Origin of the sequence: Aeromonas popoffii (genome assembly GCF_000820025.1) — a bacterium.
Taxonomy (GTDB): Bacteria; Pseudomonadota; Gammaproteobacteria; order Enterobacterales; family Aeromonadaceae; genus Aeromonas; species Aeromonas popoffii.
In genome coordinates, this window is the sequence record NZ_CDBI01000014.1 from 193,438 (window position 1) to 210,141 (window position 16,704).

Here is a 16,704-nt window from a genome sequence, read left to right on the forward strand (position 1 = left end):
GTCAATCAAAGGTGAAAATACAAGGCGGAGAACCCGCACCGGCCGGGAGCAGGGCACTCCCTTGGCTTGGCGTGATCTTAGTGATTCAGATCACGAAAAACGAACGAATCTTTGTAATCAGCTTTCCCAAGTTTTTCTAATGTAACGGGGCAATTTGCCCCGTCAGCAATAAAAATCAACGCGTTACCATCCGCTGTGCCTGCTTGACCAGATCCTCCGGTGTCTCGTTGCGCGGCGGTATAGTAATCCCTTTCTGGCAGGCGGGTTTCTCTGCCATGCGCACCATCCAGGCTTGCAGATGCGGCAGACCCTCGATGGAGATACCACTCCAGTCATGAATGCGCACCCAGGGCCAGGTGGCGATGTCGGCGATGCTGTACTCATCGGCCAGGTATTCATGCTGCGCCAGGTGACTGTCGAGCACCTCGAACAGGCGGCGTCCCTCCTTCTGGTAGCGCTCGATGGCGGCCGGAATCTTCTCCGGGAAGTAGCGATAGAAGACATTGGCCTGCCCCATCATGGGGCCCACCCCGCCCATCTGGAACATCAGCCACTGGATGGCTTGGGAACGACGCTTGGGATCCTGCGGCAGCAACTTGCCCGCCTTCTCAGCCAGATAGAGCAGGATGGCGCCGGACTCGAACACGGCGAAGTCACCGTTATCCCGATCGACGATGGCCGGGATCCGTCCGTTGGGGTTGATGGCCAGAAACTCGGGCTTTTTCTGATCCAGCGCCGACAAATCCAGCGGGATCACCCGATAAGGCAGCCCCAACTCTTCGAGGGCAATCGCCACCTTGAAACCATTGGGGGTAGCTGCGGTATAAAAATCAATCATCATGAACTCCTTGTGATCCACACATTGGCACAGAGATGGCCACTACTGTGCTTATGCCAGATCGTTAACGACTACGGGGTAGATCCACGCGGACATCTTCCCGTGCTCCGGCATGGCAAAGCGGCACAATACGGTCAGTTATGACAAATATTGCACCGCTTTAACAGCCCGATAGCAGGAAAGAAAACGCTAGCTATACAGCCCCATGGGTTGGCGCTGACGCAACAAGATGAGACGGGACAACAGCGGAAAATAGGACTCAAGCTTGCTCAATAGCACTCTGCTACAGGCGGGATCGGCCAGCTCGGATTCGTCCAGCACTATGCCATTGGAGACAAAATAGAAACGCGGATCCCGCACATCCGGCCCCTGAATGGTGAGGGTCTCATCCCCGCCGCGCATCAACAGCGGTAATACCGGCAAACCGAACGTCTCGCCGCTGCGCTGCCAGGCAAACTCGGGCCAGGGTGTATCGCCATCTAACAGCAATATGGCCGCCTCTTCTGTACCCGGCTGCCACAGTGATGGCTGGGCAATGCTCACCTCGTTGAAGTAGTCGCCATATCCGGTTGATGCTCTCAAGGCAGCCAGCAGACCTTGAGTGGTCGCTGCCGACGGTTTTTGACTGACTAATGACAGATTCATGATCCACGTCCCTATGCTCAATGCAGCCTGTTATTCGGCTACCGCCATAAGATTAGACCAAAAAGAGTCTGTATTGGAGCCGTCAGATCTGGCAGTCGCCAAGGTCAGGGAGAAGGCGTATAACGGTTGCCATTATCGAAAAGACTGCTATTATACCGCGTCCTTTTATCCCCCGTTCTTTAACATCCAGTGGTGAACCTATGCATCCGATGCTGAATATCGCCGTGCGCGCTGCGCGCAACGCCGGTCAAGTAGTAGTAAAAGCCTTCTCCCAGCCCGAAAACATCGAGGCCATCCAGAAAGGCAGCAATGACTTCGTGACCAACGTTGACCGTGACGCCGAAGCGGCCATCATTCACACCATCAAAAAATCTTACCCGGAACACAGCATCATAGCTGAAGAGTCTGGTGAGATTGCCGGAACCAATCCGGACTACCAATGGATCATTGACCCACTGGATGGCACGACCAACCTCGTCAAGGGCATTCCGCACTTTGCTGTCTCCATCGCCCTGCGCGTCAAGGGCAAGACCGAGCAGGCCGTCGTTTACGATCCCATCCGTGACGAGCTGTTTACCGCGACCCGTGGTAACGGCGCCCAGCTGAACGGCTACCGCATCCGTGTCGGCAAGGCCAAAGAGCTGGCTGGCACCGTACTGGCCACCGGTTTCCCATTCAAACAGAAGCACCACATAGAACCGTACCTGAAGATGTTCCAGAGCATGTTCATCGAATGTGCTGACATCCGTCGCTCCGGCTCTGCCGCGCTGGATCTGGCCTATGTGGCTGCCGGTCGCGTCGACGGTTTCTGGGAAATCGGCCTCAAGCCCTGGGATACCGCTGCCGGTGAGCTGCTGGCCAAAGAGTCCGGCGCCATCGTCACCGACTTCGTGGGTGGTCACAACTACGAAAATTCCGGCAACATAGTGGTTGCCAACCCGCGCGTCCTGAAAGAGATGCTCGGCAAGATCCGTGAAAACCTGCCTGAGTCCCTGGCCAAATAAGCCAGCGCCTCGCAGAGGCACGCACAGTGAACCCGGTCCAGGCCGGGTTTTTTTATGTCTATTGCAAAGCCATCTATCTGCAAAGCCGCAAAACAATCCTGCCCGGCACCTACCTTACCCTCAGCCGGGAGCTTGATATACACATGCTCTCAGCAAGTGTCTTGCCACCGATATCAACTCCCTCCCCTTTGCAACGGCTCAATCAACCACAAAAAGGGGTTTATCCACTGGGCGCCGGCCTTTTCAGTACTGTCTTTGCCAAATAACAAAACCCGGCCTGAGCCGGGTTTTGTTATCCATCCAACGGGGACAGTGCCTGCTCAGCGTGAGCCGACCCGGCACAGCCCTTTATATCATCAAGCCAGACGGAAGCGACCTATGGTCTGCTTCAGGCCGGCGGCCAGCTGGCTCAGCTCCAGACAAGCGCGGGCGGTGTGATCGGCCCCGATGGCAACTTCGTTGGAAGATTCATTGATCCGCTCCACGTTGCGACCCAGCTCATCGGAGACCGCATCCTGCTCACCACAGGCACTGGCAATCTGAATGGCCATGTCGGCAATCTGGGCGACCGCCTCTTCGATCTGCTGGATGCCATCGCTGGTCTGTTCGCTCTGCACCACACACTGGCGGATCATATCGCAGCTTTGACCTGTCACCTCTTTCGCCTGGTTGGCGCGCGCCTGCAGGGTTTCTATGATGGCCACTATCTCGCCGGTGGATGCCTGGGTGCGACCCGCCAGGGTACGCACCTCATCAGCCACCACGGCAAAGCCACGACCCTGCTCACCGGCACGGGCCGCCTCGATGGCGGCGTTGAGCGCCAGCAGGTTGGTCTGATCGGCGATGCCGCGGATCACGTCCACCACCACGTTGATCTGGGCAGATTCACGCTCCAGCTCGGCGACCAGGGTCCCCGCCTGTTCAATCTCCTCGGCAACCCGGGTAATGGCCACCAGCGAGCTCTGCACATCCTGATTGCCGCGACGGGCCAGGGCGTTGGCAGAGCTGGCGGACTCAGAGGCGGTCTCTGTGTTGCCGGCCACATCGGCCACGGTCGCCTTCATCTGGGTCATGGCGGTCGCCACCAGGGTGATCTCCTGCTGCTGGCTCTGGATCCCCTGCGCCGACTGTGCGGAGACGGCACTCACCTCTTCGATGGCGGTGCCAAGCTGGGTCACGGCGGCGACCACTTCTTCAATCAGGCCACGCAGATTGTCCTGCATCTTGAGGGATGCCTTGGCCAGCATGCCCAGCTCATCACGGCCTATGTGCTGGCGATCCAACTGATGGGTCAGGTCACCTGCGGCGATGGCGTTGGCCTGCGCCACCACGGCTTGCAGCGGCAAACAGATCTGGCGAGTCAGGAACCAGGTCATGGCCATCATGAACAGCAGCAGACCACCGATGCTCACCATGGCAAAACGGGTCACCATGTTGACGCTGTCGAGCAGGCTGCCACGATTCTCCTTCACGAAGCCGAGGTTCACCTCCACCAGGCTGTTGACCGACTGCTCCAGTGCACCATAGGCGGCGTTGGACTGGAACAGCTGTGCCTTGGCCTGGGCCAGCTGGCCTTGTACCAACAGCTGATCGACTGCATTGACCGAGTTCAGGTACTGCTGCCAGTCCTGCTTGGCTCGGTTGAACACCCGGCGCTCATGTTCAGCACCCACCGTTGACTCGTAGCCACGAAAAGCACGCTCGACCTTCTGGACACTGTCCTGAATACGGCCACGACGGGCCTGCAGATCGGCGGCATCGTCAACCATCAGCAGGGCGAACTGGGCCCGACGCACATAAGAGACGTCGTAGAGCAGCGTTTGCACCGAAAGCACGCTCGGCAGGGTGGAGTCGGTAAAGTTCAACACGCGGTCGCGCACGCCGCGCAGCTCGCTGGAGAGAAAAATACCGAATATCACGTTGACGGCAGCAATGACCGCAAAGACCACGGCAATCTTCTTGCCGATAGACAGATTTTTATAAAACATGGTGACTGGTGATCCTCAACTGCTGACAAGCAGGTGCACTGTGGCGATCACATCCGTGTGAGCTAATACCCGGACATTCCTGACGGGAGATGAGACGTTGCGAAAAACCAAGGGAAGGGCTGGTTTCGCGAGGGCGGCATGTTATCACAGAACGGCCTACTCCCTTCACCGGAATTCGCAGTGTGAAAGCAAGTTACTTTTCCTAACAACCAGACTTTCATCACAAACTATTTATAGCGACCAAAACATATCAAATCGTTAGCCGATGAATGCAATCGGTCAGCGGGCATGGACCCATGCCGCAGGCCCGCCTCGGTGTAATGCAACACCATGGTGATGAGCATCCTCATCCGCTGCCAATCGAGGTCATGCTTATGGATAACGCGTCGGCGCTGCCAGTTTCCTCCAGCTCAATCCCGCTACACGGGCTGGCGGTGCCCGTTATGGCCTCATCGGTGGACCGGCCGGCTTGGCCGCCAGTGCCATAGAGATCTATCACACGGTGACGCAACCGGAATCGGTCCCAAAATAGATCGACAACCGGGATGGACACACTAGCCGGGTCTGCGTCGTCCTCAGCAACCATGACAACGGCGCCATAGCGCGGCGGCAAGCCATCGGCGGGCTCTTCATCAATCGCGGCGAGATCCGCAACCGGACCCACTGCGACAAGGGCTGATGAAACGGGGACATATCACTTCCACCTCTGCCCCCTTTTATCTTCCTCCTGGCGATAATCTCGGAATGCTCGGCGCCATCGCCAACTTTTGTTATGATTCACAACAACTTATTCGGCCACACGGCCATCGAGACGAGGTGAGTGATGAAAGTAGGTATTATCGGCGCCATGGAACAGGAAGTGGCCTTGCTGCGCAGCCAGATGAACGAGCCAACCACCCTGCAACTGGGCGGTTGCGAGTTCTATCAGGGAATGCTGGCGGGCAAAGAGGTGATCCTGACTCGCTCTGGCATCGGTAAGGTTGCCGCCAGCGTCGCCACCAGCCTGCTGCTGGAAAAATTTGCCCCGGATTGCGTGATCAACACCGGCTCTGCCGGCGGCTTTGCCCAGGATCTGCATATAGGTGACGTGGTCATCGCCAGCGAAATGCGCTTCCACGACGTGGATGTGACCGCCTTCGGCTACGAGATGGGCCAGATGGCGCAACAACCCGCCGCCTTCCCCTGCGATGATAAATTGATTGCAGTGGCCCAAGATTGCATCGCCGAGCAAGGCAAGCATCAAACCAAAGTTGGCCTTATTTGTACCGGCGATCAGTTCATGTGCAAACCGGATGCCATCGCCAAGGCCCGTGCCGATTTCCCGCAGATGCTGGCAGTCGAGATGGAAGGGGCCGCCATCGGCCAGGTGTGCCACATGTTCAAGGTCCCCTATCTGGTGGTGCGTGCCATGTCAGACATCGCCGGCAAGGAACAGGTTGAATCCTTCGACGCCTTCATCGAGGTGGCGGGCAAGCATTCGGCCGAGATGATCATCAAGATGCTCGGCAAGCTGTGATCGACCTCGCCACGCTGGAACACATGGCCGCCACTCCGGCGGCCATTTTGCTCGGGGCCGCGCTGCTGGAAGCCATACTGCCCTGGCCTGCCCAGTTCAGACTCTCCGCGCTGGTGCCCCTGCTGACTCGCTTGGGCCACAAGGTTCACCGTCCAGATGGCGCGCCCCAGCAGCAATTTCGGGCCGGCCTGCTGGCCCTGCTGGTCGTCTGGCTGCCATGCGCCGCCGGACTCTGGGCCGTGCGCAACCTCTCCCTCTCGGAGCCGCTGTTTGATCTGCTGTTTCTGCTGCTGATGATAGAATCGCGCCCGCTGCGAGAGCTCGCCAAGTCCACCCGTTCACTAGCATGTCAGGAAACCCTGGTGGTTGCCCGCCTGCAGGCCGCCCCCTGGCTCAGGCGTGAGACCGGCAAACTCTCCGTGATGGGGGTCACCAAGGCGGTCAGCGAGACCTGCGCACTGCGGCTGACAGGGCAGTGGGCCGGCCCCTTGCTCGGGTTTGCGCTGGCAGGCGTTCAAGGTGCCCTGCTGTGGCGACTCGCTCAATTGATGAACCAGGGCTGGAGCCCCAAGCAAGCGGCATTCAGCCACTTCGGCCGTGCCGCTGCCATGCTTTACCAGGGGCTCTGTACCCCCGCCATCCTGCTGCTGGTACTGCCCCTCGGCCTGATCCGGCTGCGCCAACTGGGGGCTCGCCTGCGCACGGCCATACAGTGGCCCTACCCTGCCATGGGCGCCTTGTTGACGCTGCTGTCCCACTCGCTGGGTATCCGGCTGGGTGGCCCACGCTATTACCAGAACACCCTGTTCCGCTTCCCGGTGTTCGATGCGGTGAACGACCCTGATGCCAGCAGTGCACTGCGCTTGCTCAACCGGTTGCAACAGGTTGGCTGGGGCTGGCTGGCACTGGCACTCCTCTTCACCGCTCTGGAGCAACTGCATGGCTAGGTATGTCGCCCTGATCTGTCTGCTCTGTTGGCCACTGACGCTGCTGGCGGCTGCGCCGATGCGCATCGTCAGCCTCACGCCCCATCTGACCGAGCTGCTGTTTGCCATCGGTGCCGGCGATCGCATCGTCGCCACCGATGATGCCTCCGACTTTCCGCCCGAGGTGACAACTCGGCCACACGTGGCCAACTACCGCAGCATCAACCTGGAAGCCCTGCTGGCCCAAAAACCGGATCTGGTGGTGGCCTGGCACTCTGCCCAATCCCGCATGCTCGCCCCCATAGAGCAGCTGGGCATTCCCGTGTTCTACTCTGAGCCCACGGACTTCGCCTCCCTGGCCACGGAAATACGGGCGCTGGGACAACGGCTGGAGCTGGAACAAGCAGCCAATTCCCAGGCCGATGCCTATCTCGCCAGATTGGCAGAACTCAAGCAACGCTACGGCCAGCCCAAGCATATCAAGGTGTTTTATCAGCTCTGGCATCCCCCTCTGACCAGCGTCAGCGGTGCCGCCTGGCCAGCTCAGGCCATCGAACTATGCGGGGGGGAGAACCTGATGGCCAAGGCCAAGACCCCCTACCCTCAAGTCAGTCTGGAGCAGGTGATCAAGGCCAACCCGGCACTGATCCTGGCGGGGAGTCAAGATCCCGGCGCCCTGCGTCACTGGCAGCAGTGGCCCATGATCGATGCGGTCAAACACCAGCGCCTGCAACTCATCAACTCGGATGAGCTACACCGCTTCACCCCGAGGGCACTCAATGCCGTGCAGCAGGTGTGTGATGCCATAGAGCAAGCGAACCCATTCAAGCCCACATGAAACGACCCCACAACCATTTCAAAATGGTCCAAATTTTGCTAGGGAATATGAGTGATTTAAGTTTTAGCTCAGTGAGGATCATACTAAACAACGCACTGATCTATTTTTACGCTATTAGAATGACACTTTGTCCTCTCGATTTGTATTGGTGATAAAGAATGAACAATGAGATCCTGCCCCTGATTGATCGTAAGATGTCCCTGTTTACTCTCGATCTCCAAAAAGTGGAAGTACTGCTGAGTCAGACGGTAATAAGTTCACGGTTCTTGGTATTAGGTGGGGCTGGTACGATAGGGCAAGCCGTCACTAAAGAGATCTTCAAACGTCATCCTCTCAAACTTCATGTCATTGATATTAGTGAGAATAACCTAGTTGAGTTGGTAAGAGATATTCGCAGCTCGTTCGGATACATCGATGGCGATTTTCAGACCTTTGCGCTGGATATTGGCTCCATTGAATATGATGCGTTTATCAAAGCCGATGGCGCTTACGACTATGTGCTCAATCTCTCCGCGTTGAAGCACGTGCGTAGCGAAAAAGATCCCTTCACCCTGATGCGCATGATCGATGTCAACGTGTTCAACACAGAGAAAACCATCCAGCAGTCCATCGAGATGGGAGTGAAGAAGTATTTCTGTGTCTCGACGGACAAGGCCGCCAACCCGGTCAACATGATGGGGGCCTCCAAGCGCATCATGGAGATGTTCCTGATGCGTCGCAGCGAGCAGATTGCCATTTCAACCGCGCGTTTTGCCAACGTGGCCTTCTCCGATGGCTCCCTGTTACACGGCTTCAATCAACGGCTGCAAAAGCGTCAGCCCATCGTCGCCCCCTGCGACATCAAGCGCTATTTTGTGACACCGCAAGAGTCCGGGGAACTGTGTCTGATGTCCTGCATCTTTGGTGAGAACCGGGATATTTTCTTTCCCAAACTCAGTGAAGCACTGCATCTCATCACGTTCGCCGAGATTGCGGTGAAATATCTGGAGCGGCATGGTTACAAGCCTTATCTGTGCAAGGACGAGGATGAAGCCAGGACCATGATGGCGAGCCTGCCGGAGCAGGGAATGTGGCCTTGCCTCTTTACAAAGAGCGATACGACGGGTGAGAAAGACTTCGAAGAGTTCTTCACTGATAAAGAAGTGCTGGACATGGAGAGGTTCGAAAATCTGGGTATCATCAAGAATGCAGCCGCCTACCAGAATGACTTGCTCAACCATTTTGAGCAGACCATTACTGCCATGAAAATGAAACGTGCCTGGGACAAGAAAGATATCGTGGAGTTGTTTTTTGCCATGCTCCCGGGCTTTGCTCATAAAGAAACGGGCAAATACCTCGACGGCAAGATGTAAGGAGTCGGTGTGCATACTCAATTAATTCGTTTTATTCGTGATACCTACAAGACCGATGACTTCATCCCTCTCCATTCGCCGACCTTTGCCGGCAATGAGCGACAATATGTTCTGGACACTCTGGAAAGCACCTTTGTCTCCAGTGTCGGCGCCTATGTTGAGCAGTTTGAGCACCAAATAGCGGCCTTTACCGGTTCTGCCCGTGCCGTTGCCACCATGAATGGCACGGCGGCGCTGCATATCGCGCTCTATATGGCGGGGGTACAGGCCGGCGATCTAGTGATCACCCAGCCCCTGACTTTCGTGGCGACCTGCAACGCCTTGTATCACATGGGCGCAGAACCCGTGTTTGTCGATGTGTCACGCCAGAGCCTGGGTCTGTGCCCCATTGCCTTGGCCAACTGGCTGGAAGAGCATGCCTCTCGCACCGAGACAGGAGCCATCCACAAGGCAAGCGGGCGCCGCCTGCAAGCCGTTGTGCCCATGCACACCTTTGGTCATCCGGTTGAACTCGATGAGCTTCAGGCCGTGTGTCAGGCCTGGGGCATAGCTCTAGTGGAAGATGCTGCCGAAAGCCTTGGCTCCTATTACAAAGGCAAACATACAGGGACGTTGAGTGCATTTTCCGCCCTGAGCTTCAATGGCAACAAGATTATCACCACGGGGGGCGGCGGCATGGTGCTCTGCCAGAATGCCGAACAGGGGGCGCGTACCAAGCACATCACCACTACGGCCAAGGTGCCGCACCCGTTCGAGTTCTATCACGATGAGCCTGGCTTTAACTACCGGATGCCCAATCTGAATGCGGCTCTGGGGTGTGCCCAGATGGAGGCCTTGCCTCAGTTCCTGGCACAGAAGCGGGCACTTGCCATGCACTATGCCGAGTTCTTCAAAGATCAGGCGTGCCAGTTTGTCACCGAACCGCCCTACGGGCGTTCCAACTACTGGCTCAATGCGATTGTCTGTGAAGATCAAAGCCAGCGGGATACCCTGTTGACCGAGCTGAATAAAGCGGGCGTCATGATCCGACCGGTGTGGAAGCTGATGCACCGCCTGCCCATGTTCTCCCATGTCCTGCGAGGAGACCTAAGTCAATCAGAATTCCTTGAAGCTCATTTGGTAAATTTACCGAGTACGCCTGTACTCCGAGGATAAGACAATGGTTGCACAAAATAACTGTGATCTATCGTCAGATATCTACTACCAGCGAGCTTATTCGGCATTGTATGAGGGAGCCAGTGCTTACTTTCACTTTCTCTATGAAGAAGGATGTCACTCCGTAAAATTTAGTGCGTTGAAACGCCGAATAATGAATGTTGCAGGAGTAAAAATAGATGAGGAGCTGTATGATTTAGAAACGCCTTATGGGTATGGAGGTCCTATCTCTAACTGTATGGATGAGCAATTTTTACAAAATGCCTTCACTGCATACAGAGAATACTGTAAGCAGCATCACATTATATGTGAATTTATCCGATTTCATCCATTTAACAGTATGGCTGATAAAAGCATGCTGTTTGACATGCACTTTCCTGAGCGACAAGTAGTTATTGTTGATTTAAAAAAAACGATAACAGAGCGTCGCAATATATATTCAAAAACGACAAGAAACATTGTAAGAAAAGCAGAAAAAAACTTGTTAGTCGAAACTGAAGATGTAAGCCTTAATGACTTCATTGGTATGTATTACCTGACGATGAAAAAAAATTCCGCGAGCGATTTTTTCTACTTTAAAGAAGATTACTTCAAAGAGTTGATGAATTTAGCGGGAGTATCCCTCCTCGCTATTAAAAAAGAAAACATTTACGCATCCATTGGTTTTTTTATGTGTAGTAAAGAACTTGCTTATTATCATCTTTCAGCCAATAACCCAGAGTTTGTTAAAGAGAATGGTAATTATCTGCTGCTTGATGCTGCATTTGAGTTTGCGAAAAAGCAGGGATGCAAATATATGATGTTAGGAGGAGGAAGGACTTCATCTCCAGATGATAACTTGTTTCTATTTAAGTCTAAGTTCTCGCCATTAGTCGCCCCCTTTTATATTGCAGGCTTGGATTTCATGCCAAAAAAACGCCAGATGTTAAACCAAATTTGGTGTGAACAAAATCAAGGAGTACAACCTCCGAAATTATTCCAGCTATACAGAGTTGAGAGGAACACATGATGAGCAATACTTTTATTATTGCAGAGGCTGGAGTGAACCATAATGGTGACATCAACTTAGCAAAAAAATTGATCGATGTAGCCTTTGATGCCGGCGTTGATGCTGTAAAATTTCAAACATGGAAAACTGAATTACTGGTAACTGAAGACGCAAGAATGGCGAACTACCAGATTGAAAATACCCAGCGAGAGGAAACTCAGTTTCAAATGCTGAAACGGTTGGAACTAAGTTACTCCGACTTCATCTTGCTTAAAGAATATTGTGATGAAAAAAATATTATTTTTATGTCTACGCCAGATGAAGAGCAAAGTGCAACATTTCTAAATAACTTGCAAAGCATATTTAAAATTGGCTCTGGTGAACTAACCAATATTCCATTTCTTCGTCACATTGCGTGTTTTGGTAAACCCGTTATCTTATCTACCGGTATGGGGTATCTATCGGAGGTAGAGAATGCAATTCTTACGTTAAGTGAAGCGGGGATTCCTTTGTCAGATATTACTGTTCTTCATGCAACAACAGACTACCCTACTTCACCTAGTGATGTGAATCTGCGAGCGATGACAACTATTGAAAATGCATTTCCAGGAGTGACTATTGGTTATTCAGATCATACCTTGGGCATCGAAATACCAATAGCAGCAGTCGCTCTTGGTGCGAAAGTAATTGAAAAACATTTCACCCTAGATAAAACCATGCAAGGTCCCGATCATAAGGCAAGTTTGGAACCTTCTGAATTGGCCAATATGGTATCAGCTATTCGAAATATCGATAGAGCACTGGGTGATGGTTGGAAAATACCAACTAAAGCAGAAAAATTAAATCGAAATATTGTCAGGAAAAGCATTATTGCAAGAATAAATATTCCTATTGGTACACTAATTAGTGCGGATATGTTGGAAATTAAGCGCCCTGGTAATGGTATCTCAGCAGCTCGTTGGGATGAAGTTGTTGGGTCGATAGCGAAAAAAAATTACCGTGAGGGGGAGCTGATCTAATGCGTAAGATCTGTGTAGTAACTGCCACTCGGGCGGAATACGGTTTACTTAAGTGCCTGTTAGAGGATATCCAAGCTGATAGTGATCTTGAATTACAAATCATATCTACCGGCACCCACCTTTCTCCAGAATTTGGTTTGACGAATCAGCAAATTGAAGGAGATGGTTTTGCTGTTAACAAAAAAATTGAAATACTCTTATCGTCAGATACACCTATAGGTGTCAGTAAAAGTATGGGACTGGCTCAAATTAGTTTTGCTGAAGCATTTGATGAGTTAAATCCAGATATTATTGTAGTATTAGGTGATCGCTATGAGCTTATCCCTATAGTCTCGGCTGCCAATATTGCTCGTATTCCTGTTGCACACTTGAGTGGGGGTGAGCTAACTGAAGGGACCATAGATGAAACGATTCGCCATGCCATTACTAAGTTGTCACAACTTCACTTTACAGCTATGGATGAGTACACTCACCGAGTGATACAGATGGGTGAGCAGCCAAACAGAGTATTCACAGTTGGTGAAGTTGGCTTGGACAACTTAATGCGAATGAAACTGATGTCTCGCTCAGAGTTTGAAAATTCAATTGGATGTAATCTTAAAGCGCGAAACATCCTCTTTACCTATCACCCAGAGACGACTAAAGATATTTCTGAGATAGCGATTGATTTATCTAAAATTTTACGAAGTTTAGATAAACTGGAGGATACATTATTAATATTCACTAAAGCTAATGCTGATGTCGGTGGCCGATTACTCAATAAGATGATCGATGACTACATCACTAAAAATGAAACTAAAGCAGTCTGTTTTTTGTCATTGGGACAGTTAAGATATTTATCTGCATTGCAATATGTAGATGCAGTTGTCGGTAATTCATCTAGTGGTATTGTGGAAGCACCGTCATTTAAAATTGCAACTATTAATATTGGTAGTCGTCAACATGGGCGTGTCAGAGCCTCAAGTGTTATTGATGTAGATGTGGATGAAGATAAAATATATTACGCTATCCAGTATATATATTCATCAGAGTTTATGGATATTTTAAAAAATACGACTAATCCGTATGGCCAAGGGAATAGTTCTCCACGAGTAGTCAGTGTACTGAAAACAGTGGATTTAGATAATTTAAAAACGAAGAGATTCTATGATGTTAAATTTTAGTTTAAAACCTATAGGTGGTGAACAAGAGATAGACTCTGATGACCTTTTTTATGAGGTGACAAATAGTGGTCGTTCATCTTTGAGATGGGCTTTGCTCTCTATGGAGTTGCAAGGTAAACGTATTCTGGTCCCTGACTTTATTTGCCAAGTCGTGATTGATATTCTTAATGAATATAATATGCAGATACACTTTTACAATGTACAAGAAGACTTTGAATTTTTTTTGCCAAGTTGTTTAGATAATTACGATGCTCTATATGTAGTTAAATATTTTGGCCATGAATCTGTATCTTTTAAAAAAACAACTAATAATAATACGTTGCCTCTGATTATTGATGGTGTATTTGATGTGCAGCGTCCACATGTTAATTTAAAAAGCCATTGGTGTTATTTTAATAGTTTGCGAAAAATATCAGCCATAGCTGATTTTAGTCAAATCATTTCAAATAAACCATTATTTAGGATAGCGAAAAAAAATATCCCTGAATTTTCAATGTTAAAATATAAAGCGAAAGAAATAAAACATGCTTTTATTAACAATTCAAAATGGAACGAAAAAAAATATTTAGACCTCTTTTCAACTGCCGAATGTTTGATAAACGATAGCCACGACATTTATCATCCTGAAGGTAGAAGCATTTATCTGACGAGCTGTTTTTATTCAAAAATACACGATGAAATAAGTCATCGGAAAAAAAACTTAATGTCAGCAATAGAGAACTTGAAAAAAATTAACTTTATTGGCATATCACCTGAGTTTCCCAGTTTTTTACCTTTACTTTTAAATAAGCGAGATGATGTTAGATATGAACTAATGAGGAATTCTATTTATCTTGCCATTCACTGGCCCACAATAGAGCAGTCAAAAAATTCATTATCTGATCGAGTAATATCTATCCCCTTAGATTCTAGATATTCTGACATGGAAATTAAACACATATGCAACATAATAAGTAAGGTGGAAAATGAATAATAAAAACTTCACTCTTCAACTAACTAAATCTTCTGATTTTGAGGCTTTTTTAAACTTGAAATCTGAAACAGAAAATATATATTGGTCTGGCTTCAATAGTGTTCCAGATCGGAATATCCTTTGGTCCCATTTTATCGAGTCTATATATAGTAAGACTCGTTATTTTTTTCTTTTATTTGAGGGTGAGCAAGCAATAGGCTATCTTTATATTGATTACATTATGTTAACCAGAGCCATAGAAATCGCATATGGTATATCTAAGACTAAATCAGGAAGTGGCTTAGCTAAAACAATGATAAATTTGGGTTTATCATATATTGAACTTGAATATGACACTATCATTGCATGGATTGCGATATCTAACATCGCTTCAATTAAATCAGTTGAGTCTTTAGGATTTAAAAGGACAGGTGAGGAAGAGTACCGAACGTTTCTTCAAGAAGTTGAACAAATAAAATTCTGCAAGTATATAAAGAAAAAAGGTGATACAAATGAGTTATGAATGGAAAAATCTATTACTGACTCCATCTTCGACAATCTTAGATGCCCTAGCGATTATTAATAAAGAATCCTTGAAAGTTGCACTTGTCGTTAGACAAGATAATTACCTAATGGGTGTGGTGACTGATGGTGATATTCGTCGTGGCCTACTGAAACACTTGTCATTATCTGATAGTGTATCTATGGTAATGAATACTAATCCGATTACTGCGGAGTTTGATACTGAGAACAAAGTCTTGATTGCGCTCATGGCTTCTAGGTCAATTCTATTCATTCCTTTAATGAAGGGAGGTACAGTCGTTGGATTAGAAACAATGCAAGGGGTGCTAAGTAAGCCAATATATGAAAATCCAGTTTTCATCATGGCAGGTGGATTTGGAACTCGCTTGAGACCCTTGACGGAATGTTGTCCCAAACCAATGCTAAAGGTAGGAGGAAAACCAATCCTTGAGCTACTACTCTGTAGATTTATCAAGGCAGGGTTTAAAAATATCTATATCTCCACCCACTATATGCCGGAGCAGATCACCAACTATTTTGGTGATGGTTCAGCTTGGGGAGCCAATATTCGTTACGTACATGAAGAGACTCCACTAGGAACAGGTGGAGCCCTAGGTCTACTACCTACCGATATACCAACCTTGCCACTCATCATGATCAATGGTGATATTCTAACTACGGTAGATTTTGAACGACTGATCGATTTTCACAATAAATATCAGCCAGCAGCCACCATGTGTGTTCGTGATTATGAACATCAGATCCCATTTGGGGTCATTAGCGGTGATGGTCATCGTATAATCGAGATGCAAGAAAAACCCATCCAGCGCTACCTCGTTAATGCGGGAATATACGTGGTCAGCCCTGATGTGTTTAGGAGTGTGCCAAGCCAGAAGTATATTGATATGCCTACTTTGCTGGAACAGCAGATAGCCAAAAAACAAGATGTTTTAATGTTTCCTCTCCATGAATATTGGCTAGACATTGGCCGTATAGATGATTTTAACAAGGCACAGCTAGACATTAAGGGGTTAGTGTAATGTCACTAAATATTGCTATCATTCCGGCACGTGGAGGCAGTAAACGCCTACCAAATAAAAATATCTTGCCATTGGCGGGTAAACCGTTGATCACCTGGACGATAGATGCGGCTCTCGAGAGTCAGCTATTTGATATGGTATTGGTGAGCACAGACTCTCAAGACATCGCTGATATCGCAATAAATGCTGGCGCGACCGTGCCATTTTTACGACCAGCCCAGCTAGCCAATGATACCGCAACAACCAATGATGTAATCACTCATATGATCGAGTGGGTTGAATTACATTACAGAAGGGTGTCAAGGGTGACACTGCTACAGCCAACATCGCCCCTGCGTGATGCAAATAATATTAAAGAGGCCATGGCACTTTATGAGATGAAAAATGCGCTGGCCGTTATCTCGGTTTGCGAACTTGAGCACCCTATACAATATTGCAATCGCCTATCAGAGAATTTAAGCATGGAGGGTTTTCTTCCCATTGCAGCGAATCGACGTAGTCAAGAGCTAGAACCTTATTATCGATTAAATGGTGCAATTTATATTTTTGATAGAAAATTTGTTGGCAAAATGTCCGATATATATTCTAAAGGTTCTATAGCTTATATTATGAGCAAGTTAAAATCTGTAGATATTGATGATGAATTTGACTTCAACATGGCTGAATTTATTAAAAATAACTGCCATCATGAAAATAAAAGATGACATATGCCACCTGATTTTTAATCAAAGTGGCAGTGATGATATTTCATACTCATT

17 protein-coding genes are annotated in these 16,704 nt (G+C 49.4%); 14 read left to right on the forward strand and 3 right to left on the reverse strand.

Annotation, left to right across the window (positions count from 1 at the left end; all coding sequences use genetic code 11):
* Nucleotides 1–175: 175 nt before the first annotated feature.
* Nucleotides 176–838 carry a glutathione S-transferase family protein gene (locus tag BN1129_RS03190; protein WP_042034446.1) on the reverse strand — a complete coding sequence of 221 codons (663 nt, stop codon included), beginning with the start codon at nt 836–838 and terminating at the stop codon, nt 176–178.
* A 189-nt stretch (nt 839–1,027) separates the two neighbouring features.
* On the reverse strand, nt 1,028–1,483 hold the full coding sequence (locus BN1129_RS03195; protein WP_042034448.1) for a hypothetical protein: 456 nt from the start codon (nt 1,481–1,483) through the stop codon (nt 1,028–1,030).
* Nucleotides 1,484–1,683: 200 nt separating this feature from the next.
* On the opposite strand from BN1129_RS03195, the gene suhB reads away from it, so the two are divergent.
* A complete protein-coding gene (gene suhB / locus BN1129_RS03205; RefSeq protein ID WP_005310327.1) occupies nt 1,684–2,487 on the forward strand; it encodes an inositol-1-monophosphatase in 804 nt (267 codons plus the stop codon).
* 26 nt (nt 2,488–2,513) lie between these two features.
* A complete protein-coding gene (locus tag BN1129_RS23050; RefSeq protein WP_157013241.1) occupies nt 2,514–2,753 on the forward strand; it encodes a hypothetical protein in 240 nt (79 codons plus the stop codon).
* Nucleotides 2,754–2,843: 90 nt separating this feature from the next.
* Here the strand turns inward: BN1129_RS23050 and BN1129_RS03210 are convergent, their stop codons facing one another.
* On the reverse strand, nt 2,844–4,475 hold the full coding sequence (locus tag BN1129_RS03210; protein WP_042034450.1) for a methyl-accepting chemotaxis protein: 1,632 nt from the start codon (nt 4,473–4,475) through the stop codon (nt 2,844–2,846).
* 823 nt (nt 4,476–5,298) lie between these two features.
* On the opposite strand from BN1129_RS03210, the gene mtnN reads away from it, so the two are divergent.
* The 12 genes from mtnN (at nt 5,299) to BN1129_RS03270 (ending at nt 16,650) form a co-directional block, all read left to right on the forward strand.
* Nucleotides 5,299–5,991: a 5'-methylthioadenosine/S-adenosylhomocysteine nucleosidase gene (gene mtnN / locus BN1129_RS03220; RefSeq protein ID WP_042034452.1), complete on the forward strand. Its 693-nt coding sequence runs from the start codon at nt 5,299–5,301 to the stop codon at nt 5,989–5,991.
* Nucleotides 5,988–6,938: a cobalamin biosynthesis protein CobD/CbiB gene (locus BN1129_RS03225; RefSeq protein ID WP_042034453.1), complete on the forward strand. Its 951-nt coding sequence runs from the start codon at nt 5,988–5,990 to the stop codon at nt 6,936–6,938. Before mtnN ends, BN1129_RS03225 begins: the two co-directional genes overlap by 4 nt.
* Entirely contained in the window at nt 6,931–7,755 is an 825-nt protein-coding gene (locus BN1129_RS03230) for a cobalamin-binding protein (protein ID WP_042034454.1), read from the forward strand. The genes BN1129_RS03225 and BN1129_RS03230 overlap by 8 nt, the downstream gene beginning before the upstream one ends.
* 158 nt (nt 7,756–7,913) lie before the next feature.
* Nucleotides 7,914–9,107, forward strand: coding sequence for a UDP-N-acetylglucosamine 4,6-dehydratase (locus BN1129_RS03235; RefSeq protein WP_042034455.1), 1,194 nt, complete (start codon nt 7,914–7,916; stop codon nt 9,105–9,107).
* Between the two features lie 9 nt (nt 9,108–9,116).
* Nucleotides 9,117–10,262, forward strand: a complete 1,146-nt coding sequence (locus BN1129_RS03240) for a LegC family aminotransferase (protein ID WP_042034456.1) — start codon at nt 9,117–9,119, stop codon at nt 10,260–10,262.
* A gap of 4 nt (nt 10,263–10,266) precedes the next feature.
* A complete protein-coding gene (locus tag BN1129_RS03245) occupies nt 10,267–11,271 on the forward strand; it encodes a GNAT family N-acetyltransferase (RefSeq protein WP_042034457.1) in 1,005 nt (334 codons plus the stop codon).
* Nucleotides 11,271–12,269, forward strand: a complete 999-nt coding sequence (neuB, locus tag BN1129_RS03250; protein ID WP_209418473.1) for an N-acetylneuraminate synthase — start codon at nt 11,271–11,273, stop codon at nt 12,267–12,269. Before BN1129_RS03245 ends, neuB begins: the two co-directional genes overlap by 1 nt.
* A complete protein-coding gene (gene neuC, locus BN1129_RS03255) occupies nt 12,269–13,432 on the forward strand; it encodes a UDP-N-acetylglucosamine 2-epimerase (protein ID WP_042034461.1) in 1,164 nt (387 codons plus the stop codon). The genes neuB and neuC overlap by 1 nt, the downstream gene beginning before the upstream one ends.
* Nucleotides 13,416–14,405 carry an aspartate aminotransferase family protein gene (locus BN1129_RS22115; RefSeq protein WP_084204554.1) on the forward strand — a complete coding sequence of 330 codons (990 nt, stop codon included), beginning with the start codon at nt 13,416–13,418 and terminating at the stop codon, nt 14,403–14,405. The genes neuC and BN1129_RS22115 overlap by 17 nt, the downstream gene beginning before the upstream one ends.
* Nucleotides 14,398–14,907 carry a GNAT family N-acetyltransferase gene (locus tag BN1129_RS03260; protein WP_042034464.1) on the forward strand — a complete coding sequence of 170 codons (510 nt, stop codon included), beginning with the start codon at nt 14,398–14,400 and terminating at the stop codon, nt 14,905–14,907. Before BN1129_RS22115 ends, BN1129_RS03260 begins: the two co-directional genes overlap by 8 nt.
* Nucleotides 14,897–15,946, forward strand: coding sequence for a nucleotidyltransferase family protein (locus BN1129_RS03265; protein ID WP_042034465.1), 1,050 nt, complete (start codon nt 14,897–14,899; stop codon nt 15,944–15,946). Before BN1129_RS03260 ends, BN1129_RS03265 begins: the two co-directional genes overlap by 11 nt.
* Nucleotides 15,946–16,650 (forward strand): acylneuraminate cytidylyltransferase family protein, encoded by a 705-nt coding sequence (locus BN1129_RS03270; RefSeq protein ID WP_042034466.1) that lies wholly within the window; start codon nt 15,946–15,948, stop codon nt 16,648–16,650. The genes BN1129_RS03265 and BN1129_RS03270 overlap by 1 nt, the downstream gene beginning before the upstream one ends.
* The last annotated feature ends 54 nt before the right edge of the window (nt 16,651–16,704 follow it).

Coding starts and splice junctions, on each gene's coding strand:
- BN1129_RS03190 (WP_042034446.1), bottom strand. CDS start 838: ATGATTGATTTTTATACCGCAGCTACCCCCAATGGTTTCAAGGTGGCG.
- BN1129_RS03195 (WP_042034448.1), bottom strand. CDS start 1,483: ATGAATCTGTCATTAGTCAGTCAAAAACCGTCGGCAGCGACCACTCAA.
- suhB (WP_005310327.1), top strand. CDS start 1,684: ATGCATCCGATGCTGAATATCGCCGTGCGCGCTGCGCGCAACGCCGGT.
- BN1129_RS03210 (WP_042034450.1), bottom strand. CDS start 4,475: ATGTTTTATAAAAATCTGTCTATCGGCAAGAAGATTGCCGTGGTCTTT.
- mtnN (WP_042034452.1), top strand. CDS start 5,299: ATGAAAGTAGGTATTATCGGCGCCATGGAACAGGAAGTGGCCTTGCTG.
- BN1129_RS03230 (WP_042034454.1), top strand. CDS start 6,931: ATGGCTAGGTATGTCGCCCTGATCTGTCTGCTCTGTTGGCCACTGACG.
- BN1129_RS03235 (WP_042034455.1), top strand. CDS start 7,914: ATGAACAATGAGATCCTGCCCCTGATTGATCGTAAGATGTCCCTGTTT.
- BN1129_RS03245 (WP_042034457.1), top strand. CDS start 10,267: ATGGTTGCACAAAATAACTGTGATCTATCGTCAGATATCTACTACCAG.
- neuB (WP_209418473.1), top strand. CDS start 11,271: ATGAGCAATACTTTTATTATTGCAGAGGCTGGAGTGAACCATAATGGT.
- neuC (WP_042034461.1), top strand. CDS start 12,269: ATGCGTAAGATCTGTGTAGTAACTGCCACTCGGGCGGAATACGGTTTA.
- BN1129_RS22115 (WP_084204554.1), top strand. CDS start 13,416: ATGATGTTAAATTTTAGTTTAAAACCTATAGGTGGTGAACAAGAGATA.
- BN1129_RS03260 (WP_042034464.1), top strand. CDS start 14,398: ATGAATAATAAAAACTTCACTCTTCAACTAACTAAATCTTCTGATTTT.
- BN1129_RS03265 (WP_042034465.1), top strand. CDS start 14,897: ATGAGTTATGAATGGAAAAATCTATTACTGACTCCATCTTCGACAATC.
- BN1129_RS03270 (WP_042034466.1), top strand. CDS start 15,946: ATGTCACTAAATATTGCTATCATTCCGGCACGTGGAGGCAGTAAACGC.